Origin of the sequence: Limimaricola cinnabarinus (assembly GCF_002723615.1) — a bacterium.
Lineage (GTDB): Bacteria > Pseudomonadota > Alphaproteobacteria > Rhodobacterales > Rhodobacteraceae > Limimaricola > Limimaricola cinnabarinus_B.
Map to the genome: position 1 here is coordinate 38,685 of NZ_KZ304964.1, position 26,187 is coordinate 64,871.

General features: G+C 66.3%; 24 protein-coding genes and 7 pseudogenes. 11 read left to right on the forward strand and 20 right to left on the reverse strand.

Annotation, left to right across the window (positions count from 1 at the left end; all coding sequences use genetic code 11):
• Window positions 1-597 precede the first annotated feature (597 nt).
• The 3 genes from CJ301_RS13055 to CJ301_RS13065 all read left to right on the forward strand — a co-directional run bounded on the left by CJ301_RS13055 (window position 598) and on the right by CJ301_RS13065 (window position 4,106).
• Window positions 598-1,533, forward strand: a complete 936-nt coding sequence (locus tag CJ301_RS13055) for a helix-turn-helix domain-containing protein (protein ID WP_099277838.1) — start codon at window positions 598-600, stop codon at window positions 1,531-1,533.
• 204 nt (window positions 1,534-1,737) lie between these two features.
• Window positions 1,738-3,072 carry an AAA family ATPase gene (locus tag CJ301_RS13060; protein WP_162620524.1) on the forward strand — a complete coding sequence of 445 codons (1,335 nt, stop codon included), beginning with the start codon at window positions 1,738-1,740 and terminating at the stop codon, window positions 3,070-3,072.
• Window positions 3,069-4,106, forward strand: a complete 1,038-nt coding sequence (locus CJ301_RS13065; protein ID WP_099277840.1) for a ParB N-terminal domain-containing protein — start codon at window positions 3,069-3,071, stop codon at window positions 4,104-4,106. Before CJ301_RS13060 ends, CJ301_RS13065 begins: the two co-directional genes overlap by 4 nt.
• On the opposite strand, the gene CJ301_RS19310 is transcribed toward CJ301_RS13065, so the two are convergent.
• The 5 genes and pseudogenes from CJ301_RS19310 to CJ301_RS13080 form a co-directional block, all read right to left on the reverse strand.
• Window positions 4,091-4,411 carry a substrate-binding domain-containing protein gene (locus tag CJ301_RS19310; protein WP_162620525.1) on the reverse strand — a complete coding sequence of 107 codons (321 nt, stop codon included), beginning with the start codon at window positions 4,409-4,411 and terminating at the stop codon, window positions 4,091-4,093. The two genes, CJ301_RS13065 and CJ301_RS19310, sit on opposite strands and share 16 nt — an antisense overlap.
• On the reverse strand, window positions 4,408-4,662 hold the full coding sequence (locus CJ301_RS19315; protein WP_110522081.1) for a substrate-binding domain-containing protein: 255 nt from the start codon (window positions 4,660-4,662) through the stop codon (window positions 4,408-4,410). The genes CJ301_RS19310 and CJ301_RS19315 overlap by 4 nt, the downstream gene beginning before the upstream one ends.
• Window positions 4,663-4,689: 27 nt before the next feature.
• The gene (locus tag CJ301_RS19125; protein ID WP_254050151.1) at window positions 4,690-5,025 is read right to left on the reverse strand and encodes a hypothetical protein; all 336 of its coding nucleotides are present in this window, start codon (window positions 5,023-5,025) and stop codon (window positions 4,690-4,692) included.
• Window positions 5,026-5,044: 19 nt separating this feature from the next.
• Window positions 5,045-5,185: pseudogene (locus tag CJ301_RS19320) on the reverse strand (LacI family DNA-binding transcriptional regulator); the annotation flags it as partial.
• A 17-nt stretch (window positions 5,186-5,202) separates the two neighbouring features.
• Window positions 5,203-5,971 (reverse strand): annotated as a pseudogene (locus CJ301_RS13080) (transposase); the annotation flags it as partial.
• 449 nt (window positions 5,972-6,420) lie between these two features.
• Here CJ301_RS13080 and CJ301_RS13085 point away from each other — a divergent pair.
• Window positions 6,421-7,548 carry an ATP-binding protein gene (locus CJ301_RS13085; protein ID WP_099277842.1) on the forward strand — a complete coding sequence of 376 codons (1,128 nt, stop codon included), beginning with the start codon at window positions 6,421-6,423 and terminating at the stop codon, window positions 7,546-7,548.
• A gap of 52 nt (window positions 7,549-7,600) precedes the next feature.
• Here the strand turns inward: CJ301_RS13085 and CJ301_RS19325 are convergent, their stop codons facing one another.
• From CJ301_RS19325 to CJ301_RS13100, 3 genes are all read right to left on the reverse strand, one after another.
• Window positions 7,601-7,849 carry a 5-formyltetrahydrofolate cyclo-ligase gene (locus CJ301_RS19325; protein ID WP_367869648.1) on the reverse strand — a complete coding sequence of 83 codons (249 nt, stop codon included), beginning with the start codon at window positions 7,847-7,849 and terminating at the stop codon, window positions 7,601-7,603.
• Window positions 7,850-8,501: 652 nt separating this feature from the next.
• Window positions 8,502-8,789, reverse strand: coding sequence for a hypothetical protein (locus tag CJ301_RS13095; protein WP_099277843.1), 288 nt, complete (start codon window positions 8,787-8,789; stop codon window positions 8,502-8,504).
• A 44-nt stretch (window positions 8,790-8,833) separates the two neighbouring features.
• On the reverse strand, window positions 8,834-11,287 hold the full coding sequence (locus CJ301_RS13100) for a vitamin K epoxide reductase family protein (protein ID WP_099277844.1): 2,454 nt from the start codon (window positions 11,285-11,287) through the stop codon (window positions 8,834-8,836).
• 348 nt (window positions 11,288-11,635) lie between these two features.
• Here CJ301_RS13100 and CJ301_RS13105 point away from each other — a divergent pair, with 348 nt between their 5' ends.
• Together CJ301_RS13105 and CJ301_RS13110 are read left to right on the forward strand one after the other, a co-directional pair.
• Window positions 11,636-12,667, forward strand: coding sequence for a sodium:calcium antiporter (locus CJ301_RS13105; protein WP_173812365.1), 1,032 nt, complete (start codon window positions 11,636-11,638; stop codon window positions 12,665-12,667).
• 175 nt (window positions 12,668-12,842) lie between these two features.
• A complete protein-coding gene (locus CJ301_RS13110; RefSeq protein ID WP_099277846.1) occupies window positions 12,843-13,235 on the forward strand; it encodes a hypothetical protein in 393 nt (130 codons plus the stop codon).
• A gap of 345 nt (window positions 13,236-13,580) precedes the next feature.
• Here the strand turns inward: CJ301_RS13110 and CJ301_RS13115 are convergent.
• From CJ301_RS13115 to CJ301_RS13130, 4 genes and pseudogenes are all read right to left on the reverse strand, one after another.
• A pseudogene (locus tag CJ301_RS13115) lies at window positions 13,581-13,739 on the reverse strand (IS3 family transposase); the annotation flags it as partial.
• 94 nt (window positions 13,740-13,833) lie between these two features.
• A complete protein-coding gene (locus CJ301_RS13120) occupies window positions 13,834-14,976 on the reverse strand; it encodes an aminotransferase class V-fold PLP-dependent enzyme (RefSeq protein ID WP_162620528.1) in 1,143 nt (380 codons plus the stop codon).
• Between the two features lie 351 nt (window positions 14,977-15,327).
• A pseudogene (locus CJ301_RS13125) lies at window positions 15,328-16,260 on the reverse strand (IS5 family transposase).
• 70 nt (window positions 16,261-16,330) lie between these two features.
• A pseudogene (locus CJ301_RS13130) lies at window positions 16,331-16,453 on the reverse strand (IS1595 family transposase); the annotation flags it as partial.
• An 80-nt stretch (window positions 16,454-16,533) separates the two neighbouring features.
• Here CJ301_RS13130 and CJ301_RS13135 point away from each other — a divergent pair.
• The 3 genes and pseudogenes from CJ301_RS13135 to CJ301_RS13145 form a co-directional block, all read left to right on the forward strand.
• Window positions 16,534-16,713, forward strand: a pseudogene (locus tag CJ301_RS13135) (integrase core domain-containing protein); the annotation flags it as partial.
• 45 nt (window positions 16,714-16,758) lie between these two features.
• Window positions 16,759-16,923: pseudogene (locus CJ301_RS13140) on the forward strand ((2Fe-2S)-binding protein); the annotation flags it as partial.
• A gap of 255 nt (window positions 16,924-17,178) precedes the next feature.
• A complete protein-coding gene (locus CJ301_RS13145) occupies window positions 17,179-17,403 on the forward strand; it encodes a DUF1127 domain-containing protein (RefSeq protein WP_099277874.1) in 225 nt (74 codons plus the stop codon).
• Window positions 17,404-17,452: 49 nt separating this feature from the next.
• Here the strand turns inward: CJ301_RS13145 and ureG are convergent, their stop codons facing one another.
• Genes ureG through CJ301_RS13180 form a run of 8 tightly spaced genes read right to left on the reverse strand, consistent with a single transcriptional unit; the run spans window position 17,453 to window position 22,681 of the window.
• Entirely contained in the window at window positions 17,453-18,082 is a 630-nt protein-coding gene (gene ureG / locus CJ301_RS13150; RefSeq protein WP_099277849.1) for an urease accessory protein UreG, read from the reverse strand.
• Window positions 18,079-18,720, reverse strand: coding sequence for an urease accessory protein UreF (locus CJ301_RS13155; RefSeq protein WP_099277850.1), 642 nt, complete (start codon window positions 18,718-18,720; stop codon window positions 18,079-18,081). The genes ureG and CJ301_RS13155 overlap by 4 nt, the downstream gene beginning before the upstream one ends.
• Window positions 18,710-19,180, reverse strand: coding sequence for an urease accessory protein UreE (locus CJ301_RS13160; RefSeq protein WP_099277851.1), 471 nt, complete (start codon window positions 19,178-19,180; stop codon window positions 18,710-18,712). Before CJ301_RS13160 ends, CJ301_RS13155 begins: the two co-directional genes overlap by 11 nt.
• 9 nt (window positions 19,181-19,189) lie before the next feature.
• Window positions 19,190-20,899 (reverse strand): urease subunit alpha, encoded by a 1,710-nt coding sequence (gene ureC, locus CJ301_RS13165; RefSeq protein WP_099277852.1) that lies wholly within the window; start codon window positions 20,897-20,899, stop codon window positions 19,190-19,192.
• Entirely contained in the window at window positions 20,899-21,204 is a 306-nt protein-coding gene (locus CJ301_RS13170; RefSeq protein WP_099277853.1) for an urease subunit beta, read from the reverse strand. The genes ureC and CJ301_RS13170 overlap by 1 nt, the downstream gene beginning before the upstream one ends.
• Window positions 21,201-21,350 carry a hypothetical protein gene (locus CJ301_RS18790; protein ID WP_162620529.1) on the reverse strand — a complete coding sequence of 50 codons (150 nt, stop codon included), beginning with the start codon at window positions 21,348-21,350 and terminating at the stop codon, window positions 21,201-21,203. The genes CJ301_RS13170 and CJ301_RS18790 overlap by 4 nt, the downstream gene beginning before the upstream one ends.
• A gap of 19 nt (window positions 21,351-21,369) precedes the next feature.
• Complete coding sequence (locus CJ301_RS13175) at window positions 21,370-21,672, reverse strand: urease subunit gamma (RefSeq protein ID WP_099277854.1); 303 nt, start codon at window positions 21,670-21,672, stop codon at window positions 21,370-21,372.
• A gap of 1 nt (window position 21,673) precedes the next feature.
• Window positions 21,674-22,681, reverse strand: a complete 1,008-nt coding sequence (locus tag CJ301_RS13180; RefSeq protein WP_367869649.1) for an urease accessory protein UreD — start codon at window positions 22,679-22,681, stop codon at window positions 21,674-21,676.
• A gap of 196 nt (window positions 22,682-22,877) precedes the next feature.
• On the opposite strand from CJ301_RS13180, the gene urtA reads away from it, so the two are divergent.
• Together urtA and urtB are read left to right on the forward strand one after the other, a co-directional pair.
• Window positions 22,878-24,164, forward strand: coding sequence for an urea ABC transporter substrate-binding protein (gene urtA / locus CJ301_RS13185; protein ID WP_099277855.1), 1,287 nt, complete (start codon window positions 22,878-22,880; stop codon window positions 24,162-24,164).
• Window positions 24,165-24,216: 52 nt separating this feature from the next.
• On the forward strand, window positions 24,217-26,169 hold the full coding sequence (urtB, locus tag CJ301_RS13190; protein ID WP_099277856.1) for an urea ABC transporter permease subunit UrtB: 1,953 nt from the start codon (window positions 24,217-24,219) through the stop codon (window positions 26,167-26,169).
• Window positions 26,170-26,187: the final 18 nt, after the last annotated feature.

Below are 26,187 nucleotides of genomic sequence, written 5' to 3' on the forward strand. Positions count from 1 at the left end.
CTGCCAGGCAAGGCGAATGGCATACGAGGTCGGATCGGCGGAGGCGCAGGTCTTCACCGGATCAATCACGTCCGTCGCCATGCGCGACGGGGCGGGCCTACGAGCCGTGGCCCAAGGCCGCGGAGTCTGTGACCTCCCGGTTCGTGGCGCTGGCCCGCAGGCCATGAACATCGCTGCGAAGCCGGGCGATTCTCCCAAACCGCGCGATCAGGCAAGCCACGCTCGATCGAATCAGTCCTCCGCCACCTGGCTTCCAGTGGAACTTCACATCCATACAAAGAAGGAAATTCCTTATAAACAGTGCCTTAAACAAGAACACTCGTGCAACGCACGGTCTAACCACGACTTCAATACATTTTTGTGATTGCTTAAATGGGGGCAATTGTGCATCCCTGCTTACAGCATTGCCTATAGAGAGGCTGGACGACGATGCCGTTGTAGACGCCGATACCAAACAAGACGAGAGCCCGATCAGTTGGCGCTGATCGAGCTCTCTATAAGTCTTGGCTGCTAAAAGCCCTATACACCCCCTTTTTAGCAGCCGCTCCGATCCCTTTGCAAGCCTTTGTAGCTTGCGAGATTGCGAAAGTGCGCGAAATGCTTGGATTCAACCCCGCAGCCACCGGCTTTACCGCCCTCCCCCAGGAGCTACTGGCCCTTCCGATGAGCGACGGCGCCTTTCGGACGCTGGTGCTGCTTTGCTCGCACGCCTCGTCCGAGACCGGCGAATGCTACCCCTCGCAGGCGCAGCTCGCCGCGATGATGGGCAAGAGCAAGGGCAGCGTTTCGGCCCATGTGAAGGAGCTGCGCGGTCTCGGTCTGGTTCGGACCGAAACGCAGACCTGTCGCCATGGCGGCAATTACCGCCTGCGCTACCTCGTCACCTTCTGGCGCGATTGGCGGGCCGCGTTGCGGCGTCGAAAGGGGGCACCTTCGGTTCAGCCCGTTGAACGCCCCGTTCAGCCCGCCGAACGCCATAAGAAGAAAAACCATATCCAAGTAAACCACACCCCCGCACGACATCCTGCCCCCGCCGCGACACAGGCGACCGATCGCCCGGCCGATGCGGCTGTCGTATCGGTGGTGGATGATCTTGTTCGGGATTGGCGCGCCGCCAAGGGGAGCGCACCGTTTCCACGGTTCGAGACGGAGGTTCCACAGAAGCTGATCGACGCGACTCGACGCATGGTCCGAAGCATGACGGCACCGCAGAGCCGCCCTACCCTGCCTGAGATCCGTGTGTCACTGCGCAGGATCTGGCAGGACAAGGGCATCGCAATCGAAGAACCACTGCTCGAAGGCCAGTCGCATCTGCTGGAGCGTGCCGCCGATCCGCGCGGCCTGCTGCAACGGCTTCGCGCGCATCTCGCCGCGCAATGGCCGCGCCACTGGCGCCGCATGTCGACGCCGACGCAGTTCGAGGCAATGATCGCCAGCCTGCCGCCACCACCGGTGGATATCGAAGCCAAGCTACGGCTATTGGCGAGCGATCTCCGACGGCATGCCGCGCTGCAGGCGAGGTCTGCCGCGTGATTACCACGGTAATCACACGGGCCCCACGGGCCAGCCGAGCGGCCGGACCGCAGCGCGAAGGCAACGGTTTCTCGCCCGGTGCCCATTCAATGCGAATATCTCGTCAGCTTGAGCTGACGCGGCTACATGAATGGCACAGGATCGAACTCGACATTTCGCGTGATTACCGCGGTAATCACCCCATACAAAAAGGCGCCAACCCGAATGCTGCGAACATTCATAGGTGAACTCTCTGGCACGATGCAGGTCGTCAACAGCCGGTTGAGGCGAGATCTGACGATGCGTTCGCGGGTCGAAAAGAAATTCTCGATGCGCGAGGTGGGCGACCTGCTCGGACTCACCAAGAACTACTACGAAAGCATCCTGCCCAAGAGCGCCGAGGAGGAGGAGAGCTTTCCCACGGGTGTCCGCGATGGCCGCGAGCGTCATTATACGCTCGACGAGCTGATGCTGATCCGCGCGCATCTGCAAAGCCTGCCGAACCGGCGCCGCCCCTACCTGCATTGGCGTCAGCCGGGCGACCCGCTGAAGATCGTGACCTTCGGAGCGCAGAAAGGCGGTACCGGCAAGAGCCTGTCCGCCGCACATTTCGCGCAGTATCTGACTATGAATTACGGGCTGCGCGTCGGCCTCATCGATTGCGATCCGCAGGCGACCGCCAGCCTCTATTTCGCCGATGACGAGTCGCATCTCTTCGACCCCGAGATAGCCACCGTCGCCGCCTTCATGGGCGTGTCGGAGCCCGGCGAGACCGATCTCGTGACCCGGCCCACCGCCGAACTCGACGCGATGTGGCAGCCGACGCCATGGGCCGGCATCCGGCTGATCCCCGGCGGCAGCGATATCCAAAACGGTGACATCAGCCTGTTCCTGCTAGCACAGCGCGCGCAGATCCCAGTGCATTCGGTGCTGAAGAACGCCATCGAGCGGTGGGATGAGGAGTATGGCCCCAAAACGCGTTTTGCCGACCTGCGTCGTGCCGATGGCAGCTTCAACCTCGATCGCTACACGAAGGCGCTGCGCGAAACGGTCGATGTGATCGTTATCGACCAGCAGCCCAGCCTGACGCTGATGCAGCTCAACGGCCTTGTCGCCGCAACATCGGTGATCGTGCCGCAGACGATGAAAGGCTTTGATCTCAGCACGCTCAGCACCTATTCGCAGAACATCGCCGAGTATCTCGACTATATTGAGGAGACCTCGGCCGAGGCGATCGGGATCGGCCGCCACGTGGTGCTGCCGACGATCGTACAGGAGGCGAACGACAAGGATGTCGACCAGATCGTCGATCTGTACCAGCGGGCGCCGGAGCTGTTTCTGCAGGTCTGGTATCCACGCTCCGACGCGGTGGCCAACGCCGCTGAAGAGTACAAGAGCATCTACGAATACGACCCGCCCCGGTCGCGCCGGGCCTCGACCAAGACCTTCATCGACAGCGCCAACGCGGTGAATGACGCGCTAGTAGATGTGGTCTGGGGTAGCGCCCTGCCAAGCCGTGGCTATGCGAGAGACTTCATCAAGGCGAGGTGGCAGGAATGAGAAAGCGCAAGCTGAACGCGAAACCTTTGGCCTCCGACGAGATCGAGAAACGACAGTCCACGGCGCCCACGGCCAAGGCGGTGCCGCTCGGCGGCCAGTGGGGCGGCGCCATCAAGGGGCAGATCGCCGTGACCCGGCGCGAGCTCGACGCCGCCCGCGAGCGGCTGGCGACGGTGCGCGAGGGTGTGCTGCGCGGCGTGATCGCGCTGGAGATCGACCCGGACGCGATCGTGGATGCGGTTGGCACCGACAGGGTCGGCGATTGGAGCGACGACGCCGATTTCGACGCGCTGGTGCGCAACATCCGCGAGCGCGGCCAGACCCAGCCGATCCGGGTGCGGCCCGAGGATCCGGCTTGGCGACCGGCCGAGGCCAATCCGCTTGCCATCGATGAGGCCGCGCGCTTCGTGCTGCAATCGGGGCGGCGGCGGCTCGCCGCCTGCCGCAAGCTCGGCCTGCCGGTGCGCGCCCTGATCGCCACGGATATCGCCCAGGCCCTCGGCCAAGGTGCCGACGCGCTGACCGCCGCAGGCGGCAGCGTCGAGGCGTTGGCCGATCTCGAGGAGCGCTTTGCCGAAAACACGATGCGACAGGCGCTGTCGCCGATCGAGCAGCTGCTGTCGGTGGGCGAGATCGCGGCGCTATTGCCCCAGATGAGCCAGCGCGCTATCGCCAGCCGGCTCAACGTGCCGCAGGCCACGGTCTCGATCGGGCTGACCTGCTTTCGCAACCGCGATGAGCTGCTGCAGCGGGCGCCGACGGATGCCACGCATCGCGATCTGCGGATACTCGCACCGACGCTGGGGCAGGGGGGGCAGGCCGTGGCAGCCATGCCCGACGATGCCAGACCGAAGCCTACCCGACCCCGTGCGAGGGGGCGCAAGCTGCATCTGCCGCAGGGCGGGTCCGTCGCGGTGAAGGAGACGGCGCGCGGCATGACGCTGGCCGTCCGCAACATCAGCGTTCCCGAGCAGCGGCGTGCCGAGTTCGAGCGTGATCTTCTGGCGCTGCTCGGTCGCTATGAGCGGGAGTAGCGATCGCCGGTGAGGCGCTCGCGCTGGGGCCTAACATCGTTTCCCGGACCTGAAGCAACACTGGCAGCGTGACAACTTTGTCCGAGGCACAGTTGGCCCCCGGCCAACTGGCGCAGCAGCAGCGCCGCCGCCTGCGCACCGAGCCGCAGCCGGTCCTGTCGCACGGTGGTAAGCGGTGGGAACACGAAGTCGGCGGTCTGGATGTCGTTGAAGCCGATCAGCGACACGTCGTCGGGCACTCGCAGCCCGCGCGCATCCAGCGTCGAAGCAAGGGCGATGGCAAGCTGGTCCGAGGCGCTGATCACCGCCGTGGGGTAGGGGCGAGCGCCACGAACTCCGCTGCCGCGCGCCCGGCCTCGAGCGAGAAATCCCGAGATCCGAACCGCGCCCCAGGAAGCGCCAACCCATGCGAGGCCAGCGCCTCGACCACCCCGGCGCGGAGCTCGGTGTCGAGCACCTTGCCCTTGAGGTCCGAGAGAAAGGTGATGTCGCGATGCCTGAGAGCGGCGAGGTGATCGACCGCCAGCCGCATGCCCGCGCGGTTGTCGCTGCGCACCGAGGGAAAGCCGCCCGCGGCCGGCCATTAGTAAGCAAAGACGACGCGGGATGCGATGTCGGGCGCTTTGAGTTCGGCCCGCGTCGCTTGCGGCAGCAAGCCGTCGAAGCAGACCAGCCCATCGACCCGCGCCTCGCGCAGATGCGGCAGCAGCGACTGGCCGCCGCGCAGGACAGAGCGGCTGTCAGCGACGAGCAGGTCGGTGCCCTGCGCCGAAAGCGTCTCCTGCAACCCGGCGAAGATCGCCGAGAAGAACGGGTTGCCTAGATCCGGCATAATGGCGCGCATCGAATTGGCGCGTTGACGCCGCAGGTTGCGGACTATGGAGTTCACCCGATAGCCGTGCCGGTCGACCACCGCCATCACGCGCCTGGCGTGTGGTCTCCAACACTCGTTCGGGATGCGACAGGGTGCGGCTGACCGTGGCGGTCGATACGCTGCTGAGGCGGGCGATATGCTTGATGCTGAGCGATTTCTCCCTTGGCGCGGCCTGGCGTGGTTCCGCACCGTCCATGTAATCCATTACATTTCTGTTGACAGGTATTTCACGCCGTATTTCTCGACGAAGACGTCCAGCGCGGCCTCGGCGGCGACATGGGTCTCGGCCTGCCAGATCTCGCGCAGGTCGGTTTTGACGGCAGGCTGGAGAGACTTGGGGGCCTTGTTCAGCACGTTCGACGTCTTGTGAACCCAGCACCTCTGTTGCCTGGTGCTGGGGAAGACCTCATTGAGCGCCTTCCAGAACCCGAGCGCGCCGTCGCCGACAGCAAGTTCGGGCGCGCAGGTCAGGCCGCGCGCCTTGAGGTCGACCAGCAGTTCGCGCTAGCTCTGCGCGTTCTCGCGCAGGCCGACTTGAAAGCCCACGAGCTCTTTCTTTCTTTCCTTCCGGCGTCGCGCCAATGAGAACCAGCATGCATTCGGCTTGCGGCTCCATCCGGACCTGGAGATAGAGGACCGGCAGCAATGCATCGAGGCTGCGGGAGCGTCGTGCCCATCGGGGCAGGATCGCGGAGGTGAACCGGATCTTGTCTGCTTCGTTCTCCGCGGACCGATCCCGGACCTTCGGCCGCCTCACCCCGAGCCCGCCGATCCCGGTCTGGATCTCACGCTCGGGGCCGTAGCCATGCCGAACCACGCGCTGGCGCCCATCCGGCAGGCGGGTCTCGGCAAGCTCTGCGACAAAGGCATCCGCCTCCGCCCGCAAGGCCGCAGCCAGCATCCGGCGCGCCCCCTCGCGGGCAATCTCGGTCAGGGGATCGTCCAGCGAATGGGGCTGACGAAGCGGGATGATGTCGGTATCGTTCTTCATGGCGTATCGCTCCTTCGGGAGGTTCTGACAGGCTTCAGCACCCGCCACGATACGCCGCCTTCTCAGACCGCATCACCCATTTTCAGCCATAGCTCGGACATGACCGCCTCAAGCTTGAACTCGCGGCTGAACGTTCGTCTCTTCATCTGAGGTCTCTAATCCCATGGTCACGATCTTATCATCGTGTCCACGAGACCGGCAGCAGCCCATTGATATTGACGTCGCTTCCCGCATGACCTTTCGGGGCGAGGACGGATCACCCCTGCTCCAAGCTTCGATCAGGTTGGGATGATAGCATGGGAAGGCTTGCGGAGCGCTGGGAAAGCGCTCTCCGCTCTCTCGGTTAAGCAGTTGCGCCGGGTTTCCAGAAGACAGGTTGAAACGCGCCCCTTTACGCAGACTTACGTTCGCATTACGCAGATTACGTATAGATAACGTATGGGCGCGTAATGACCAGTTCTCTCCATGTACCCCGTGCGGAGGATGCCGCCCGCGTCGCCTCACTGCTGACGCCCGATCCGCTTACAGGCTCGCTCGCCGGACTGTTCCTCGCGGCCCCGCGCCGGACCGGGAAAACCACCTTCCTGCGGTCGGACCTCCTTCCGCACCTTGAAAACGAGAACTATGCCGTCATCTACGTCGACCTGTGGTCCGATCGGTCCGCCGACCCGGCCGACCTCATCATCTCGCGGATCAAGACCGCGCTGGAGCAGCATGACGGCCTGATCTCGCGCATGCGCAAGACCAGCCCCGTCGATCGGGTTGGCATGCTGGGGTTTTCAGTCGGGCTGAAGGACAGCGGTCCATGGTCCGGCACCATCTCCGATGCCCTTGAGGATCTGATCAAGGCGACCGACAAGGATCTGGTGGTCATCATCGACGAGGCGCAGCAGGCGGTCGAGACCGATGCCGGGCTCAACGCCATGTTCGCGTTGAAGGCCGCGCGCGACGCGATCAACCAGGCGCCGGGTGACCAGCACCTCTACCTCCTGATGACGGGCTCGCACCGCGACAAGCTGTCGACCCTTGTGCAGAACCGGCAGGCCCCGTTCTTCGGTGGCACCGTCAGGCCCTTCCCCCCGCTCGGGTCGTCTTACATCGCCAGCATGGCCGCGCGCGTGAACGAGGCCCTTGCCGAGACCGCGAAGCTTTCTCCGGAGGATCTCGAAGCGGCCTTCAAGGTCGTCGGACGGCGGCCGGAATTGCTGACCGACTGCCTGCGGGATCTGATCTTTGCGCCCGAAGGCGCCGGGCCGGAAGCGCTGAAACGCATCGCGTCGGAACGAAAGGCGCAAGCCGAAATCGACACGCTCTCGGAGATTGCCTCGATGACCCCGCTCCAGCAAGGGATCCTGCGGATCATGGCCAGGAAGGGACTGGCGTTCCAGCCCTTCTCGGAGGAAACGCGCGAAGCCCTGAAGGATGTCCACCGCGGTCGAGTGCCGGCCGTGACGACGGTCCAGACGGCTCTCATAGCGCTGCGGGAAAAGGGTTTCGTCTGGCGCCGGGAGTATGGCCAATACATTCTCGACAATGCGGACATCGCGGTCGCCTTGGCCCGATCGGACGACGCCTGACGAGGCATGGCCGTTTCAGGCAAAGCCGAAGCGACTGGAGCGGACGAAGACGTCATCTCTCGAAGCAGGATCTGTCCGACAGAAGCACCGTGTCCATCTGCACATCCCAAGGCATTGGAAAGATGGCCGGCATGAGGCAGCCCACAAAACCCACCCCGATGGCGCGTGGACGCGGTTCTAGCGCAGCCAGGGTGCGGTCATAGTAGCCGCCGCCATTCCCGAGGCGGTAAAGCGCCTTGTCCACTCCGACGAGCGAGGCGACAACGATGTCGGGCCGCACGGGTTGACCCTCGGCAGGCACGGGTATGCTCTAAAACCGCGTGTCATTCGGCAACCGGGCGACCAGGCGTGAAATTCGAGCGGTGCGTGTTTCTTAACGACCACCGGCATCGCGATCCGCGCGCCTGCGGAGTGGCTGGCCGTCATCCATGGACGAAGGTCGGGCTCTCCCCGGATCGGCCAGTATCCCGCGATCGTCATGCCCGGCTCCGCCGTGACCACGCGGTGTAGGCCCTCCATCAATGCGACGGTTGCCGGAGCTCGGTCCTCTGAGGCCAAGGCTCGGGCTGCCATGAGCCGTGCCCTCTCTGCGCGCCGAAACCGCGCCACGTCACACGCCGTCTCGGGTTCGACGGAATGCCCACCAACGAGCAGATGGGCAAAACAGGGCGCGCTGCCGCCATCTGGCTCATCTTCCGTCATCATCGTGACCGTGCGCCTCCCTGCTGCAGCATCAGCATATCGTCGCCTCGGATGAAACCGAATGAGGCTCAAGAGAGCCAGCCATCATTCATATTGCAACCGGCAGGTCGACCGACTGCCGCCCCTGAAGAACAGGACCAGAACCACTTTGCGTAGATCAAGGCACTCCTGACCGGGGAATGTCGAGGGTGGGTTCGATATGTAGCGCCGGGCACTGCCAGCGTCGGGTCGATTGCAGCAAAACAGAACGACTAAGCCGCCGCTCGCTCTTCAGCGTCACTTAGCAGTAGCCGGATCATGTCGGAGCGGGGCACGATGCCGACGAGCCGCCCGTTCTTCTCGACCGGTATGACCTCGCTTCCCTGAACGGCCAGCCGGTTCAACAGAACCCCGGCCGCCAGATCATGCGGGATGGCGCAATCGGCTGCGCGCATGACGTCGGCGACGGTGCATGGGGCAACGTTCTGCTGTTGCGCTTCAAAGCCGCTCCCGGCTGCCATCGGGCCAAGGAGATCGGATTGAAACACGAGGCCGCGCAACCGCTGTCAGTTATAGAGGATCTCGTGTTTTCTGATGGCGGCCCTCACACCAAGAGACGTGACCAGCTGCCATAGGAATGCCGGATCGGCCCGCGCGGGACGCTCGCAGCGATCAGCACCAGCCCGGCCAGGATGTCGGCGCCCTTCTGCAGCCAGCTGCCATCCATGACCAGCGCCGCGATCACCAGCGCCGCGCCGAGGCAGATGTTGAGAAAGCGAACCGGTCGCGCGCTCTCGGCCATCGCGGTCACCGCCACGGTCAGGGCGAGCGCGCCGATCAGATGATCGGTATCGGCGAGGCTCCCTTCGGTGCCGAGTGTCAGTCGCGTGAACATCAGCCACAGCCCAACCGCCGCGCTCACGGCAAGGCCCGGGGTTACGCCGATCCCGCCGCCCAGCATCTCGCCGATCACCGCGCCGGGCGGGCGCTCGAAGCTTTCGACTCGCTGCCCGTCATCCGCGCCCTCATCCGTGTCGCCCGTCAGGAACACCCGCAGCATCGGCCGGCCCGCGCGCTTGCGCCGGACCAAGAACTGGCAGGTCGCGATCAGCTCATCGACCGAATAGGGGATCTGGATCAGCATCGCGGCCGCGGTGATCAGGCACAGGCTGCACCAGGTGCCGAGGAGGATCGGCTGGATGATGATGAAGGTGATCGACACCACGCCGAGCGGCACGATCATGATGCCGAAGACCAGCACCAGCCAGGGCATGGTGCGCCAGCGGCTGGCCGATCCGATCAGCCCGATCAGGATCTCGAGCTGGTAAGTCAGCGCGCCGAGGCCCGCATCTGGCACCGGCCATGCCCGCGAGACATCAGAGGTGATGATCTCCTCAGTGCCGTTCTTCGGATCCTCGGGGGCGCCGGCGAAGAACGGCTCCCACACGCCGTCGACATGGCCGAGCTGATAGGCCGCGAGATAGCGCGACACCAGATAGCCGAAGATGGCGAGGGCGATGATCGGGATCCTCTGGGTCCAGTCCGACGGCGAGTAATCCCAGCCCTTGGGCACCGCCGGCCCGCGGCTCGCGGCGATCCGGCCTACGCCGGGCGGGGGCCGCATGCAGACGGCGAGGGCGAAGACGAACATGCCGGAAAGCGATCCGTTGAGATAGGCGGCCGCGCTCTCGGTCCAGAACAGCAGCGGCGCCGCCATGCCCCACAGCCCCACCGCCGCCACCGCCCAGCGGAGCAGCGCCAGGCGCCAGGACAGGACGAGAAGGCTGCCCGCCATCACCAGGAGCCCCGAGACGACATCGCTGATCGTCATTCCGAGGCCGCCATAGCCGACCACCATCGGCGAGGCCAGAAGCCACGCCCCCATGCCGGCATTGAGGAAATGCGCCCAGAGATTGCGCGCATGCACGGCGCGGAACCGATCCTCGTGACAGGCGCGAAGCTCCTCGGCATCGCGGCCCTCCTCGGCCACGGCCTGAAGCCAGGGGGGCGGCGTCAGCCCGTTCGCCGCGTACCAGCCAGCCGGGTCGACCTTGAGGCGTTCGACCATCTTCGGCAGCGTCTCGCGCAGCGCGTGACGCGGCTCCCAGCCGAGAAGCGACTTGGCGCGCGAGATGTCGAGCTCGTAATGGTCATCGGCCATCCGCACCATGAACGGCTTGATGAACGGCTCCTCGCCCTGGTCGATGTCGTCCGGGATGACGGGCTCGGCCTTGGTCTCGAGCCAGGCACCCGCCGCCGCGAGCGGCTTGGGCACCGAAAGCGTGGTCCAGTCCTCCTCGCCATGGATGAGGCGGGCCAGAATGTGCTGCAATTCGTCATAGGGCACCGCCTCGGGCTCGCCGACCAGGATCACCGCATCGTCCGGCAGCTCCGCGCGCCGGTCCACCGCGCGGGCGAAGGCGTCGAGCATGTCCTCGCGATGCAGGAAGGATTGGCCCGTGTGCAGGTCGCCCGAATAGGCATGGGATTTCGGATCCCGCTCGTAGATCCGGCGGACCTGTTCGGCCAGCGTCGGAACCGCCGTCTCCTCGTCGTAGAGCCCGGCGAGATGCAACAGCAGATAGGGCATTGCGCCATGGCGGTCGCGAATGACCTCCTCGGCCTTCGCCTTGGAGGCCGGGTAGGCCCATTTCGGATCGATGGCGGTCGCCTCGTTGATCGGCAGGCCCGGGGCGCCGGGACGGTGCACCAGCATCGTCCCGGAGTAGATGAACCGCTCCACCTCGTAGTCCTGCAGCGCGTCGAGCAGCTTCGCCGTGCCCTCGACATTGACCTTGTCGTAGAGCGGGTTGTCCTCGCCGGAGAAATCGAAATAGGCCGCGAGATGGATCACGGCCGCGAAGCGCCGCCCGTGCCGGTCGGCGATCCGTTCGAGGACCCGCTCGATCGAGGCGCTGTCGGTGATGTCGAGGGCAAAGACCCCCGGGCCATCCTCGCGATCGAGCCCGACCACCTCGTAATCCACAAGACGCTCGCGCAGCGCCGATCCAATGCTGCCGGCTGCTCCGGTGATGAGAACGCGGGGCTTCTCGGTCATAAGGCCTCCCCTCGCGCAACGTGTGCTGACTCGACGCGGTTCCACCGAGGCCCGCAACGCTGCGCCGGGACGGGCCTTGCGTTGCGCGTTGCAGGGTATCCCGGGATCACCCAAGATAGCTCGGGATGAATGGCACATCCCACCCGCTGCGCCTTCGGAAAGGTCCACGGGGAACCTGCAGCCGCAGGGTCAAGTTGCACCTGAAGGGAGCAATCTGCCGGAGACGTTCGTAATCGGCATTCACGCCATGCTTGCGGATGCCCCCCCGAGGAAGGGGAAGCATTTGCCGGTAAGTGAAAACGGTCTTTTCCGATTGGTAGCGCTTCCGCCGAACGGGGTCATCTGCTGATGGGTGTTCTTGAAGAGCTGCCGCTGGCTGCGAACCTTGCTGTCTTCATCGTCGCCGCGATCATCGTCTGGATCGCGGGCACCCGACTGTCCGCCTACGCCGATGCCATCGCGCGCCGAACCGGCATCGGGCAAGCGGCCTTGGGCGTGCTCCTTCTCGGGGGCGTAACCTCACTGCCGGAGATCGCGGTGGCTGGCAGCGCCGCCATTTCCGGGGCGGGCGCGCTCGCGGTCAACAACCTCCTAGGCGGTTTCACCATGCAGGTCGCGATCCTGGCTGTCGCCGATGCCATCTATCGCCGCGGCGCGCTGACCACCGCCGTGCCGGACCCGACGGTGATCCTGCAAGGCACCCTAGGCATCGTGCTGATGGCCTTCGTGATCATCGGCATTGCCGTGGGCGACGTGCCGGTGCTCGGCGCCGGACTATGGTCATGGATCATCTTCGGCAGCTTTCTCTACGCCCTGCGCCTTGTGACGCAGGCCGAGGGCAATCTCGACTGGGAGGTGGTGGGCCAGCCGCCGGCGGAAGAGCTGCCGGATGTCGAGCACCCAGACATGTCGTCGCGCCGCCTCACTTTTATGACCGTCGTGGTTGCTTTAGCGATCTTCGTGGCCGGCTGGGCGCTGTCCTCCGCTTCCGAGGCGTTGGCGGAACAGACCGGGATGGGACAGAGCTTCTTCGGCGCGGTCTTCGTCGCCATCGCGACCTCGCTTCCGGAGATCTCGACAGTGCTCGCGGCGATGCGACTCAAGCGTTTCGTCATGGCGGTCTCGGACATCTTCGGTACCAACCTTTTCGACATCGCGCTGATCCTGTTGGTCGACCTGGCCTATTTTGGCCCGCCGGTGCTGGGCGAGGCCGGCAGCTTTTCGATCGTCGCCGGGGCCTTGGGAATCCTAGTGACGGCGATCTACATGGCTGGCCTTCTCGAGCGCCGTGATCCGGCAGTCGGGGGCATCGGCCTTGATTCTATCGCGGTCGCCGTCTGCTACCTAGGCGGGGTCGCCTTGCTGTTCGGATTGCGGTGAACCGACGCTCGGCTTTGTCCGGGGCGGTGACGCTCTGAACCGGGATCGAGGAGCGGCGGACGTGGTCGAAGCCGCATGCCTGGCGTCCAAGTCCATCCCCTTCTGGCGGGACAACTTTGTCGCCCCCGGTTTTGTTGCTAGCCTGCTTCCATTGGTTGTTTGCTCGCTGAGGTGAATGGCTTTGGACACATCAACTGGAAACCGGCTCCTCGATGGGCTTCCCAAGGCGGTCCTCGCGGAACTCAGACCCTGCCTCGACGCCGTGGATCTGCCGCTCAGGTCGCGGCTCGAGTGCCAGAATCAAAACGGCACGCATGCCTACTTCCCGACGGCAGGCATCGCCTCCGTGGTGACCAGCGGTCGTGAATTTCCCGGTTCCGAGGCGGGCATGGCGGGCCACGAGGGGATGACCGGCACCTCGCTGATCCTCGGAGACGACCGCAGCATGCACGATGTCGTTGTGCAGGTTGCCGGACAGAGGTGGCGCATGGAGACCGACGCGTTTCGGGCCGCCATGGAGATTTCCGACGTCCGACGCCGAAGTTTAGCCTCTCGCAGCAAGTGTTGATCGGCCGTCATGAACTACGCCCTCCATATCTGGTCCGACCTCTGCGCCTCGGGCCATGGCTGGCTTGCGGGTTACTGCGATGAACCATCCGGCTACTGGCTGGAGGTGGTGCCCTGCCGCAGCCACGCCGCGGACAGCACGATCACGGTCGGCGTCACGGCCGAGGTCGCCCTGCCCGGCCAGCTGAGCACGTTCCCGCAGGTGCCCCGGACGGCGCGCTACATAGGCGTGAACTACAGCTATTATCTCGGTGCGCCGCTACCGCCCATCAATGGCGGCGTGAACCAGCACGGCGTCGCGGTGCGCGATGTCTGGTCTTCCTCTCGGCCCGAGCTTGTGGCGATCCTCGCGCCGGCAGAGCTCGGCAATGCTGTCCTCGCCGCGCAGCCCCTCCAAAACAATGCGAAGCTTTTCATCAGCCGAATGATGCTTCCAGGTGCGCCGACGGATGTCCTTCACCAGCGACTCCGCCGCTGGTCTGACTGTTCCGGGTTTCTGTCTCATCTCCACTCCTCGGTGGTTACGATGAGCCAGAAACCCTCCGGTACAAAATCAATTCAGATATCCCAGAGGCGCTGACGAGGGACAGTCGCGGGGTTCAGGCGATCTCCCGCACCGCAGCGGCCGCCTGCTCGACCTCTTCCTGCGTGTTCCTGATGCTGGGGGTCAGCCGGACCAGCGCCGATGGATACGGCGCGACGGAGGCGACGATGGAGCGTTTTCTCAGCCGGGACACGACCGCTTCGGAGCCGAGCCCCTCCACGTCGAAGGCCACGATTCCAGAGGACAGTTCCGCATCACGGGGCGTGTGGACCTTGACCCCATCGATCGAAGACAGCGCCTCCTTCAGCACGGACGCGAGTTCATGCGTGCGTATGGCGATGTCTTCCCGGCCGATCCGTGCATGCAACTCGAATGCCTCGGGTAGGGACCAGCAATGTTCGAACGGCTTGAAGCCGCCGGGTGTCATGCGCGGGCCGTTGTTACCGGCCGGAATATCTTCCTCGCGATACCATGCCGAGAAGACCGTGCTGTCGTCGAAGGTCGGGATCGTCGGCCGGGTGAGCGCGAGTCCCCGCTCGCTGATGGCGGCGATCCCGGTCCCTCGCGGGCCGAAGAGCCATTTGTGGCAACCGGCCGCATAGAAATCGACGCCGAGTTCGAAGAAGTTCTCGGTCTCCACGCCGAAGCCGTGCACGGCATCTAGGCCGAACAGCAGTTGCTCGTCCTCGTCACGCGCGGCATTCGCTTCTCGCACCACGCCTGCGATCTCGGCGACGGGGATCTTCAAGCCGGTGCTCGAATGCACCCATGTCAGCGCCAGCATCCGCGTTTCTGGCCGAATTTCGGCGCGAATGCGGTCGACGATTTCCTGCCGCGTCGTTTCGCGCACGTCGTCGAACAGGGAGATCCGCCGGATCGTGACCCCTGTGCGCTCCGACAGGTGGCGCAGGGCATGGTGGGTGACGTAGTAGTCCTCGTCGGTGGTCAGGACTTCGTCGCCGGGGCCAAGATCGAGGGCAGAATAGATCAGCCCGATCCCCATCGTCGTACTGTCCGTGAGGGCGATGTGCGCAGGGTTCATGCCCAGATAATCGGCCGCCGCGCTGCGGCTCGCCTCGGTCAGGGCGTCACCGTTTTCTTCCAGATATTCGACGGGATCGGCGTCGAGGTTGCGGCGATGCTTCTCGATGGCTTCACGCACCGGCGCAGGATGCGACGTCAGGAGCATGGTGCTCATATGGACACGGTCGGGTGAGAGGTCGAAGAGTTCCCGGACCGCAATCCAATCGGCAAGGCCACTCTGAGCGCGCGCTCTCGCCAACCAAGGTGGCCCCACGAGCCCAGCCCCTATGGCCGCAGACATCGCGAAAAGACCTCGACGGGTAATCGACATGACAAGTCCTTGAGCAAAGCATCGACTCCAAGTTTCAACGGAGGCTTGAGAACGGGCGTTCCCGGGGCTGGCTCACGTTATCGTAATTTTCCAAGGAGTTTTGCCATGACATCGGACGCATCACTGATACGGCATTCGCTAAGCCTTGTTGCACAAATTTCTTGCTGACCGGACTTCCCCTTTCCCCGGATACACTTAGCCCACGGCCTTTCTGACGGGTATGCCGAGAGCGGTATATCCATTCATGATGGCAATGCGGATCTGGACCTCGGCGACCTGGCGATCGAAGTCCCGCGCCATGAGGCGCTGCCCCAGCAGCTTCATGCAGTTCATTTTTATCTCGGCGCGGCTTCGGCGGTGGTATCCACTCCAGTTTCGCCAGATCGCTCGCCCCAGATATTTCGACGCGCGCAGGGCTTCGTTACGTGCCACCGCACCGGCCGTGGTCGGCTTTCAGGGTTTGGCGTTCTTGCGGGGCGGGATGACGGCGTAGGCGCCTCTATCCGCGATGGCATCGTGGCATTTGCGCGTGTCATAGGCCCCGTCTGCGGTCACGCTGCCGATCTCCTGCTCAGGTGGGATCTGGCTGAGCAGATCAGGCAGCACCGGCGCATCGCCGATGTGGTTCCCGGCGACCTCGACCGCCCGGACCTCCAGCGTCTGCTCGTCGATCCCGAGGTGGATCTTGCGCCAGACGCGCCGTTTGATGCCACCATGCTTGCGCGCGTGCCACTTGCCTTCGCCCTCAACCTTGATCCCGGTGCTGTCGACCAGCAGGTGCAGCGGGCCTCTGAAGCCGCGATAGGCAATGTTTACAGCGAGGGTCTTCTGGCGACGCGACAGGGTGCTGAAATCTGGCACCGTCCAGTCTAAGCCGACCAGCTTCAACAGGCTCTCCACGAAACCCGTGGTCTGGCGCAACGCCATGCCGAACAGCACCTTCATAGTGAGACAGCTCTGGACGGCGGCATCGCTGTAGGTCGGCTGGCGACCGCGCTTACCGGTGGGCGCAGCGTCCCACTTCATCTCGGGGTCGAACCAGATCGTCAGCGAGCCTCGGCGCTTGAGCGCCTCATTATAGGACGGCCAGTTCGTCGTCTTGTAGGTCGCGGGGGTGGGCTTGCTCATGCCCACAACCTACCACTCTGGATTCATGAAATGAATCCTATACGGGCTTTGTGCAACAAGGCCCCCGAGCGCCCCCCGTCTCGGGCCATCGCAGCCGACAGAACCGCCGATACGCGGCGTCTTCTCCTTCTTCGTAGATCGTCTTGAGCGACAGGGTTCGGGCGGCAGCGGAAAGCAGGAAATGCTGGGACATGGTCGCCTCGCTACGCGAAACATGTTCCCATCCTGTTCCCGCCCGGTCTCCAAAGGCGGGGTTTGGTGCATCTGCTACCTAAGACCGAATGCCTAAACGAGCACCTGTTCTCGAACCTACGCCATGCCCGCCAACTGATCGAGGCCTGGCGGGACGACTACAACCACCACCGCCCCCATACGAGCCTCGACGGGCTGACGCCTCGCGAGTATCACCAACGGGCTGAAGACGACCAAACCCTGAACAGAGCTAACCTATAAACGAGGACTCGCAAGGGAGCAGGTCAGCCGACGCTCTGCGCCTGCCTCGGAGTAGGCGTGAACGCCATCCTCACCGCGATCAAGAGCAGCTGGGCGATGAGCGTCGAGGCGATCGGTGCCCCGCTCGGGGTGGGCACGAGCTGCGGCGGCTGCCGTCCCGAGCTCGCGGCGCTGGTCGCCGCAGCCCAGCAGCCGCGTGCGGCTGAGTGAGGCCGGGTTCCGCGGTCCACTCGGGATTTCGCGTCATGCGGGCCTGGGAGGGTCGGAGCGCTCACCAGAGGGGCAGGTTCGACGCGACTGCCCAAACGCGATGCAAAGGAAGAACGGAGAGCGGCGAAAGCCCACGCAGAGCCTTGCAGGACGGTCATGACAGGGTCGCGGCGGTGGGGCTGGTCGGGTCGCCGATCTGGCTCCACCATCGGCTTGCAAGCGATGCCGCATCGCGGCGAAACCATGGAGGCCGACATGCCCCGGACTTTCGAAGACCACAACTTCCCGACCCTCTACGGCCGCTTTGCGGCGCTGCGCGGCGATCTTGCCGCCTCGACCGAGCGGCGGTGTATCTATCGCCGAACCGTGGCCGAACTGTCGCGGCTCTCTGACCGCGATCTCGCCGATCTCGGCTGCGACCGGGAGGGGATCGTGCAGATGGCGCGCGACGCGGCGCGTCGCGCGGTTCCGCGCGCTTGAAACCTGCGCGGTGCCGCCCGTGCGGCGCCGTCACCCCCTTCCCCGAGGTTCAGGCTGGGTGCGGCTGCGCCAGCCCGCCGATCCGGCGCAGGTGATCGAGCACTTCCTCCACGCCCTTGCCATGGCGCAGGGAACAGAATTCGAAGGGACGCGGCCCGCGCATCCGGGCCGCGTCCCGTTCCATCACCTCAAGCGAGGCGCCGACATGCGGCGCGAGGTCGGTCTTGTTGATCACCAGCAGGTCCGAGCGGGTGATCGCGGGACCTCCCTTGCGCGGGATCTCTTCTCCGGCGGCGACGTCGATCACGTAGACCGTCACGTCGGCCAGCTCCGGCGAGAAGGTGGCCGAGAGGTTGTCGCCGCCCGACTCGATCAGCACCGCCTCCAGCCCCGGATGCCGCCGTTCCAGCTCGGCCACGGCGGCGAGGTTGAGGCTCGCATCCTCGCGGATCGCGGTATGCGGGCAGCCGCCGGTTTCGACGCCGATCACCCGGTCGCCGGGGAGAATCTGCATCCGCATCAACGCTTCGGCATCTTCTTGGGTGTAGATGTCATTGGTGATGACGCCAATGGAATGCGCGGGCGCCAGCGCGCGGGCGAGCGCGGCGGTCAGGGTCGTCTTGCCGGCGCCGACGGGGCCGCCGATGCCGATGCGCAGGGGGCCGTTCATGGAGGTCATGTCGCGAAGATCCTGGGTTGCTGGGTCTCGTGGCGCATCGCGGCGATGTCGCCGAGAAAGGTAGTAGAGGAGAGATCATCGAGTGAGCTTCGGGCGGCCGTCTCGGCAATCCCGGCGCAGAGCGGCGCAAGGGCGGCTTGCAGTCGCTGCCCCTCGGTCTGGCCCAGCGGCATCAGACGCTGCGCCGCCGAGACGAGATTGGCGGCGAAGGCCTGGAGATACATTGCAAGGGCCGGGCGCAGCGGCAGGCCGTGTCGCGCCGCCGCCACGCCGAGCGCGACGGGGTAGGCGAGGTGGGCGCCCGAGGCGTCTGAGACCTGCGACTCAGTGCGCGCGAATGCCGCGCCCTGCCGCGCGGTCTCGATCAGCCGCTCATGGCTCGCGGTGATCGCGCGGGCGGTGGCATCGATGGCATGGGCCTGATCCGGCGCGGCATGGGCGGCGGCGAAGAGCAGCGCGTCGTTGAAGCCTGTGCCATGCTCCAGCGTGTCGCGCAGCCAGTCCTCGAGGCTGTCGCGATCCCGCACCCAACCATCCGCGATGGCGCGCTCGAGCCCGTGCGAATAGGCGAAGGCGCCGACCGGGTAGCCGGGCGAGAGCCAGCGCGCGAGGGTCAGCGCCTGAAGATCAGTGAGCATGGGCGGTCGCCACATGCTCATGCGCATGGGTGCGGCCATGCCCGTAGGCGCCGCCCTCGGGGGTGAAGGGCCCGGTGGTGTCGCGCAGATCGGCGCCCAGATGCGCCAGCATGTGGGCGATGACGTGATCGCGGCGGATCACGAGGCAATCGGGGCGGATCTCGCAGGGCGTGTGCCGGTTGCCGACATGCCAGGCCAGACGCACGAGATCGCCGCGCGCTTCGGTGAGCGGTTCGGGCGCGGCGTCGATGCGCACGCGGCGGCCGTCGGACAGCTCCAGCGCGTCGCCCGCTTCGAGCGAGGTGGTCTGCGCGAGGTCGACGAGGAAGGGGCGGCCCGAGGCCATCTCAAGACGCTTGCGGCGCAGGAATCGGCCCTCGTAATCGAGCGCGCAGCTCTCATGCGGGCCGGACCATTGGCCCTTGCGGTGCAGAATCCGGGCGGCGGGAAGGTCGGTCATCGGATCACCTCAGAACAGGAAGTAGCGCTGCGCCATCGGCAGCACCTCGGCGGGCGCGCAGGTCAGTAGCACCCCGTCGGCGCGCACCTCGTAGGTCTCGGGGTGGACCTCGATGGCGGGCAGCGCGTCGTTGAGCTTCAGGTCGCGCTTGGTGACATGGCGGGTGTCGTCCACAGCGATCGTCTGCTTGGCGAGACCGAGCCGGTCTCGCAGCCCGCCCTCCTGCGCCGCCTTCGAGACGAAGGTGACGCCCGCATGCTCGACCGCGCGGCCATAGGCGCCGAACATCTGGCGCAGATGGACCGGCTGCGGTGTCGGGATCGAGGCGTTGGGGTCGCCCATCTGCGCCATGACGATCTGCCCGCCCAAGAGCACCATCTCGGGCTTCACGCCGAAGAAGGCGGGGTGCCAGAGCACGAGGTCGGCGCGCTTGCCCGGCTCGATCGAGCCGATCTCGTGGGCGAGGCCATGGGCGAGGGCGGGGTTGATCGTGTATTTGGCGATGTAGCGGCGGGCGCGGTGGTTGTCGTTCTCGCCGGTCTCCTCCGGCAGTCGCCCGCGCTGGCGCTTCATCTTGTCGGCGGTCTGCCATGTGCGGATCAGCACCTCGCCGACCCGGCCCATGGCCTGGCTGTCCGACGCGATGATCGAGAAGGCGCCCATGTCGTGGAGCACGTCCTCGGCGGCGATGGTCTCGCGCCGGATCCGGCTTTCGGCGAAGGCGATGTCCTCTGGCACGCGCTTGTCGAGGTGGTGGCAGACCATCAACATGTCGAGATGCTCCTCGACCGTGTTGACGGTGAAGGGCCGGGTCGGGTTGGTCGAGGCGGGGAGGACGTTGAGCTCGCCACAGATCTTGATGATGTCGGGGGCGTGGCCGCCGCCCGCGCCCTCGGTGTGGAAGGCATGGATGGTGCGCCCGGCGATGGCGCGCACGGTGTTCTCGACGAAGCCCGCCTCGTTGAGCGTGTCGGTGTGGATCATCACCTGCACGCCGGTCTCGTCGGCCACCCGTAGGCAGCAATCGATGGCGGCGGGGGTGGTGCCCCAATCCTCGTGCAGCTTGAGCGCGCAGGCCCCCGCGAGGATCTGCTCGTGCAGCGCCTCGGGGAGCGAGGCGTTGCCTTTGCCCGCGAAGGCGAGGTTCATCGGGAAGGCATCGGCCGATTGCAGCATCCGCGCCATGTGCCACGGCCCCGGCGTGCAGGTGGTGGCGAGCGTGCCATGCGCGGGGCCAGTGCCGCCGCCGAGCATGGTGGTGACGCCGGAGGCGAGCGCCTCCTCGATCTGCTGCGGGCAGATGTAGTGGATGTGGCTGTCGAAGCCGCCGGCGGTGAGGATGCGGCCCTCGCCCGCGATCACCTCGGTGCCGGGGCCGGCGATGATGTCGACACCGGGCTGGGTATCGGGGTTGCCCGCCTTGCCGATGGCATGGATGCGGCCGTCCCTCAGTCCGACATCGGCCTTGTAGATGCCGGTGTGGTCGAGGATCAGCGCGTTGGTGATCAGCGTGTCCACCGCGCCCTCGGCGCGCGTGCGCTGGCTCTGGCCCATGCCGTCGCGGATGGTCTTGCCGCCGCCGAACTTCACCTCCTCGCCATAGGTGGTGAGATCGCGCTCGACCTCGATCACGAGGTCGGTATCGGCGAGGCGGAGCCTGTCGCCCGTGGTGGGGCCGTACATGGAGGCGTAGTCGCCCCGGGGAATGCGTGTGGCCATCAGAGGTCTCCCATCACGTCGCCCTGGAAGCCATAGACCTTCCGGTCGCCGCCGATCTCGATCAGCCGCACCTCGCGGCGCTGGCCCGGCTCGAAGCGCATGGCGGTCCCAGAGGCGATGTCGAGCCGCCGCCCGCGCGCGGCGGCGCGGTCAAATTCGAGGCCGGGATTGGTCTCGGCGAAGTGGAAATGGCTGCCGACCTGCACGGGCCGGTCGCCGGTATTGGCGACCATCAGCGTGATGGCCTCGCGGCCCGCGTTCAGTTCGATCTCGCCCGAGCGGGGCATCAGCTCGCCCGGGATCATGCGCGCCTCCCCCGGATCAGCGCCGCCATCAGCAGCGCCGCGCCCGCCAGCAGGGCGGCCCAGCCGGTCGGAACATGGGTGCCGCCCGCATGGGCGATCGCGGGGGCGGGCAGGATGAGCGGGGTGGCGAAGAGGATGCGGGTCATCATCGGTCCTTTCGGCATATCAGCGGATCGGGTCATGCACGGTGACGAGCTTGGTGCCATCGGGGAAGGTCGCCTCGACCTGCACCTCCTCGATCATCTCCGGCACGCCCTCCATGCATTGCGCGCGGGTCACCACCTCGGCCCCCGCCTGCATCATGTCGGCGACGGAGCGGCCATCGCGCGCGCCCTCGACCACGGCGTCGGTGATCAGTGCGATCGCCTCGGGGTGGTTGAGCCGGACGCCGCGCGACAGCCTGCGGCGCGCCACCTCGGCGGCCATGGCGACCAGCAGCTTGTCCTTTTCGCGGGGGGTGAGGTTCATCTCAAAGTCTCCATGAGGCGGGCAGGGTGCCGTCGGTCAGCCGGTCGAGCACCGGCAGCAGTGCCGCGCGCAGCGCGAAGCCGTCCTCGGCCAGAAGCCGCAGCACCAGAAGATCGGGGGCACGCAGGCTGGCGCCGGCGGTGGCAGGCAGGGCGGCGCGGATCGGGGTGAGATGCGCCTCGGCCTCGGGCGCGGCGAAGATCAGCCCGGCCATCGCGCCCGCGCCGGAGGCCACCGCCGGGCGGGCGAGATGCGCGGTGACGTCGCCCGAGAAGCGCTGCGCGTCGAGATAGAGCGGCATGCCGTCGCGGCGGATTTCAATCCGGTCGCGGAAGCGCGCGTCGCGCAGCCGCTCGCCCATGGCGGCGCGGCCGAAAATCACCGGCTCGACGATCAGCGCGCGGGCGCCGGGGGCGAGGTCGAGCGTCAGACGGCGGTCGAGATCGCAGCCCTCGTAGAGGATCGTCTCCTGCGGCAGCCAGTCGAGCCGCGCGCCGGGCGCGACGGTGAGCCTATTGCGGATTTCGGCCGCCGGGCCGCCGGAGCTGAGATAGGCGCGTTCGGCGGCCTGCGTGGTGAGCCGCAGATGCGCGCCCGGCCCCGCTTCGGCCTCGATGGCAAGGCTGTCACCGCCGGTGGCGCCGCCGGAGGTGTTGAGCGTCACCGCCTCGACCACGCCCGCGCGGCGGGGAAACAGCGCCCGGAGCGCGCCCTCCTGGCGCAGCAGCGACAGGCGGCTGGTGCCGCCTTTGGCCCGCGCCGCGATGCGCAGCGCGCCGCGTGCGCGGGGCGGGGCGACATATGGTAATTGGTGCAGGATGGCGGCTCTCCCGGTTCGTGTCGTGCCACCTTGTTGCGCCCTCCCGAAGCGGGACTGCCAGAGCTTGCGCCGTTTCGCCGCGCCGCGGCAGAGCGGCTGCCGCCGATTGCGGCAAGGTCGCAGGCATATGCATAAAATGCGGGCATGTTTGCGGGCGGGGGCCGAATTGCCGCCCCGGGGATTTGCCACCACCGCGCCGCCGGACAGAGATTGGGCGCATCCGCCGCCGGGCCGATCAGGGCCGGTCAGGGCGGGAAGTGGGGACGGCCGCAGGAATTGCAGCTCTCGACGTCCGCCCCCGGGTGCAACGATGTTGCGGGACGAAATCTAGTGTCGGCGGCCCGGCCGGGCAATGCCGACCCCGCGTCCCGCGGGAGACAGTGACATGACCACGCAGATTTCCACCCTCGCCATGGCCGCAGCATTCGGGCTGGCCGCCCTCCCCGCCGCGGCGCAGGACGCGTCCTGCCCGATCAAGGTTGGCGTGCTTCACTCGCTCTCGGGCACGATGGCGATCTCCGAGACGACGCTGAAGGACACCGTGCTGATGCTGGTCGAGGACCAGAACGCCAAGGGCGGCCTTCTGGGTTGCGACCTCGAGGCGGTCGTCGTCGACCCGGCCTCCGACTGGCCGCTCTTTGCCGAGAAGGCGCGCGAGCTTCTGTCGGTGCACGAGGTCGACGTGATCTTCGGCAACTGGACGAGCGTGAGCCGCAAGTCGGTGCTGCCGGTGGTCGAGGAACTCAACGGGCTGCTGTTCTATCCGGTCCAGTACGAGGGCGAGGAAAGCTCGAAGAACGTCTTTTACACCGGCGCTGCGCCGAACCAGCAGGCGATCCCCGCGACCGATTACATGATCGAGGAGATGGGCGTCGAGAAGTTCGCGCTGCTGGGCACCGACTACGTCTATCCGCGCACCACCAACAACATCCTCGAGGCCTATCTCAAGGATCAGAGCGTGGCGGATGCCGATATCTTCGTCAACTACACCCCCTTCGGCCATTCCGACTGGTCCAAGATCGTCTCCGACGTGATCGCGCTCGGCGCCGACGGCAAGAAGGTCGGCGTGATCTCGACCATCAACGGCGACGCCAATATCGGTTTCTACAAGGAGCTGGCGGCGCAGGGCGTCTCGGCCGAGGACATCCCCGTCATCGCCTTCTCTGTGGGCGAGGAGGAGCTCTCGGGTCTCGACACCTCGAACCTCGTCGGCCACCTCGCGGCATGGAACTACTTCCAGTCGGCCGAGAGCGAGGCCAACGAGGCCTTCGTCGCCAAGTGGAAGGAGAAGATGGGCGAAAGCCGGGTCACCAACGATCCGATGGAGGCGCATTACATCGGCTTCAACATGTGGGCGCAGGCGGTCGAGGAGGCCGGCAGCACCGAGGTCGACGCGGTGCGCGACGCGATGTACGGCCAGACCTTTGCCAACCTGACCGGCTCCACCGCCGAGATGCTGCCCAACCATCACCTGACCAAGCCGGTGCTGATCGGCGAGATCACCGAGGATGGCCAGTTCGACATCCTGACCCAGACCGACCCGGTGCCGGGCGACGCCTGGACCGACTTTCTGCCCGAGAGCGCGCTTTTGACCTCGGATTGGCAGGCGCTCGATTGCGGCATGTACAACACGCAGACCGAGACCTGCGTGCAGACCAAGTCGAACTACTGACCACGGATAGGCCGGGGCGCGGCGCGCCCCGGCCACCCAGGGGGGCTATCGGATGACACGGATATTCAAGACGGCGCTGGCGGCGCTGTGGCTGACGCTCGGGGCCGTCGCCGCGCAGGCAGGGCCGGTGCAGGATCTTCTGCAAGAGCAGGGCGATCTGATCGAGCAAAGCTCGCGCCGCACCATTCAGCCCGCGATCGAGGCCATCGTCGCCAGCGGCCTGCCACGGGTGCAGCCGGTGCTTCAGGCCTGGCAGGACAAGGCGCTCTGGCGCGACGGCGAGGGGCGCTTCTGGCGGGTGATCGAGGAGGGCGGGGCCGAAATCCTTGTCGATGTCGACACCGGCGAGAGGATCGGCCCGGCAGAGACCGACGCCATGGCACAGATCAAGCCCAACAGCGGCATCCGCGCGCTCATCGGCACGGCGCTGGTGCAGTTCCAGCTCAGCGATCCCGACCCGGCGCGGCGCCGCGAGGCGCTGGTGTCGATCTCGCGCGATCCCGAGCCCGAGCTGCTGGCCCCGCTGCGCGCCGCGATCGAGACCGAGACCGACGCCGACCTGCACGCCCGCAAGATCCGGCTCGAGCGGCTCCTCACCATGCGCTTCGGCACGGATGAGGCCGGGCGTGTCGCCGCGATCGAGGCGCTGTCGACCGATACCGCCGTCGAGACGCGCGCCGCGCTCAACCCGCTCTTGACGACGCGCCTCGCCGTGGTGCCCGCGGGCGCCACGCCCGAGGGCAACCTCGCCCGCGCGCTGCAGCCTGGCGGCGAAGAGCTTTCGATCACCGCCGCCTATGCGCGGCTGGTCGACGCGGGGCTGGCACCCGCCCGCCCTAGCGCGGCCGATATCCGCGCGGCGCTAGAGGCCCACCGCGAGGGCGGCCGGGTCGGCGGTGTGGCGCTGGAGACGCTCGGCGATCCGGCGGCGCGCGCGCGGGCCTATGACGCGCTGGCGCGCGAGGGCCTCGTACCGCCGCGCGTCGAGGAGAGCGACGTGGCGGCGATGCTCGGGGCGCATGATTTCTTCGACGTCTATGCCGAGCCTTCGGCCGCCGTCACCGACGCCGCCCGCGCCGCGATCACCTCGATCGGCATTCGTGTCGGCGCGCTGCAGGGTGTCGACATCGGGCTCGACGCGCTGTCGCTGGCCTCGATCTACTTTCTCGCCGCGATCGGCCTCGCCGTCACCTTCGGCGTGATGGGCGTGATCAACATGGCGCATGGCGAGTTCATCATGATGGGGGCCTATACCGCCTATCTGGTGCAGCAGATCGTGCCCGACCGGACGCTGTCGCTCATCGCGGCGCTGCCAGCGGCCTTCATCGTCACCTTTGTCGCGGGCGTCGCGATGGAGCGGCTGGTGATCCGGCATCTCTACCACCGGCCGCTGGAGACGCTTCTCGCCACCTTCGGCATCTCGATCGCGCTGCAGCAGCTCGCCAAGATCATCTTCGGCACGCAGGCCCGCCCGCTCACCGCGCCCGACTGGCTGGGCGGCGCCTGGATCGTCAACGACGTGGTCGGCATCAGCCATATCCGCATCGCGATCTTCGTGCTGGCGCTGATGTTCCTCGGCTTCTTCCTCTTTCTGATGAAGCGCACGCGGCTCGGGCTCGAGACCCGCGCGGTGACGCAGAACCCCGGCATGGCGGCCTCGGTCGGCATCGATCCCAACCGGGTCAACATGCTGACCTTCGGCCTGGGCTCGGGCATCGCGGGCATCGCCGGTGTCGCCATCGGGCTTTATGCCAAGGTCACCTCCGAGATGGGCGCCGATTACATCGTGCAGAGCTTCATGACCGTGGTCGTGGGCGGCGTCGGCAACATCTGGGGCACGCTGGCGGGCGCCGCGATGATCGGCGGGCTGCAAAAGGGCATCGAGGTGCTCAACCCCTCGAACACGCTGGCGGCGCAGACATGGATGATCGTCGCCGTCATCATCTTCATCCAGTTCCGGCCGCGCGGCATCATCGCGCTCCGGGGCCGCGCGGCGGGGGATTGATCCCGTGACCGCCCTTCA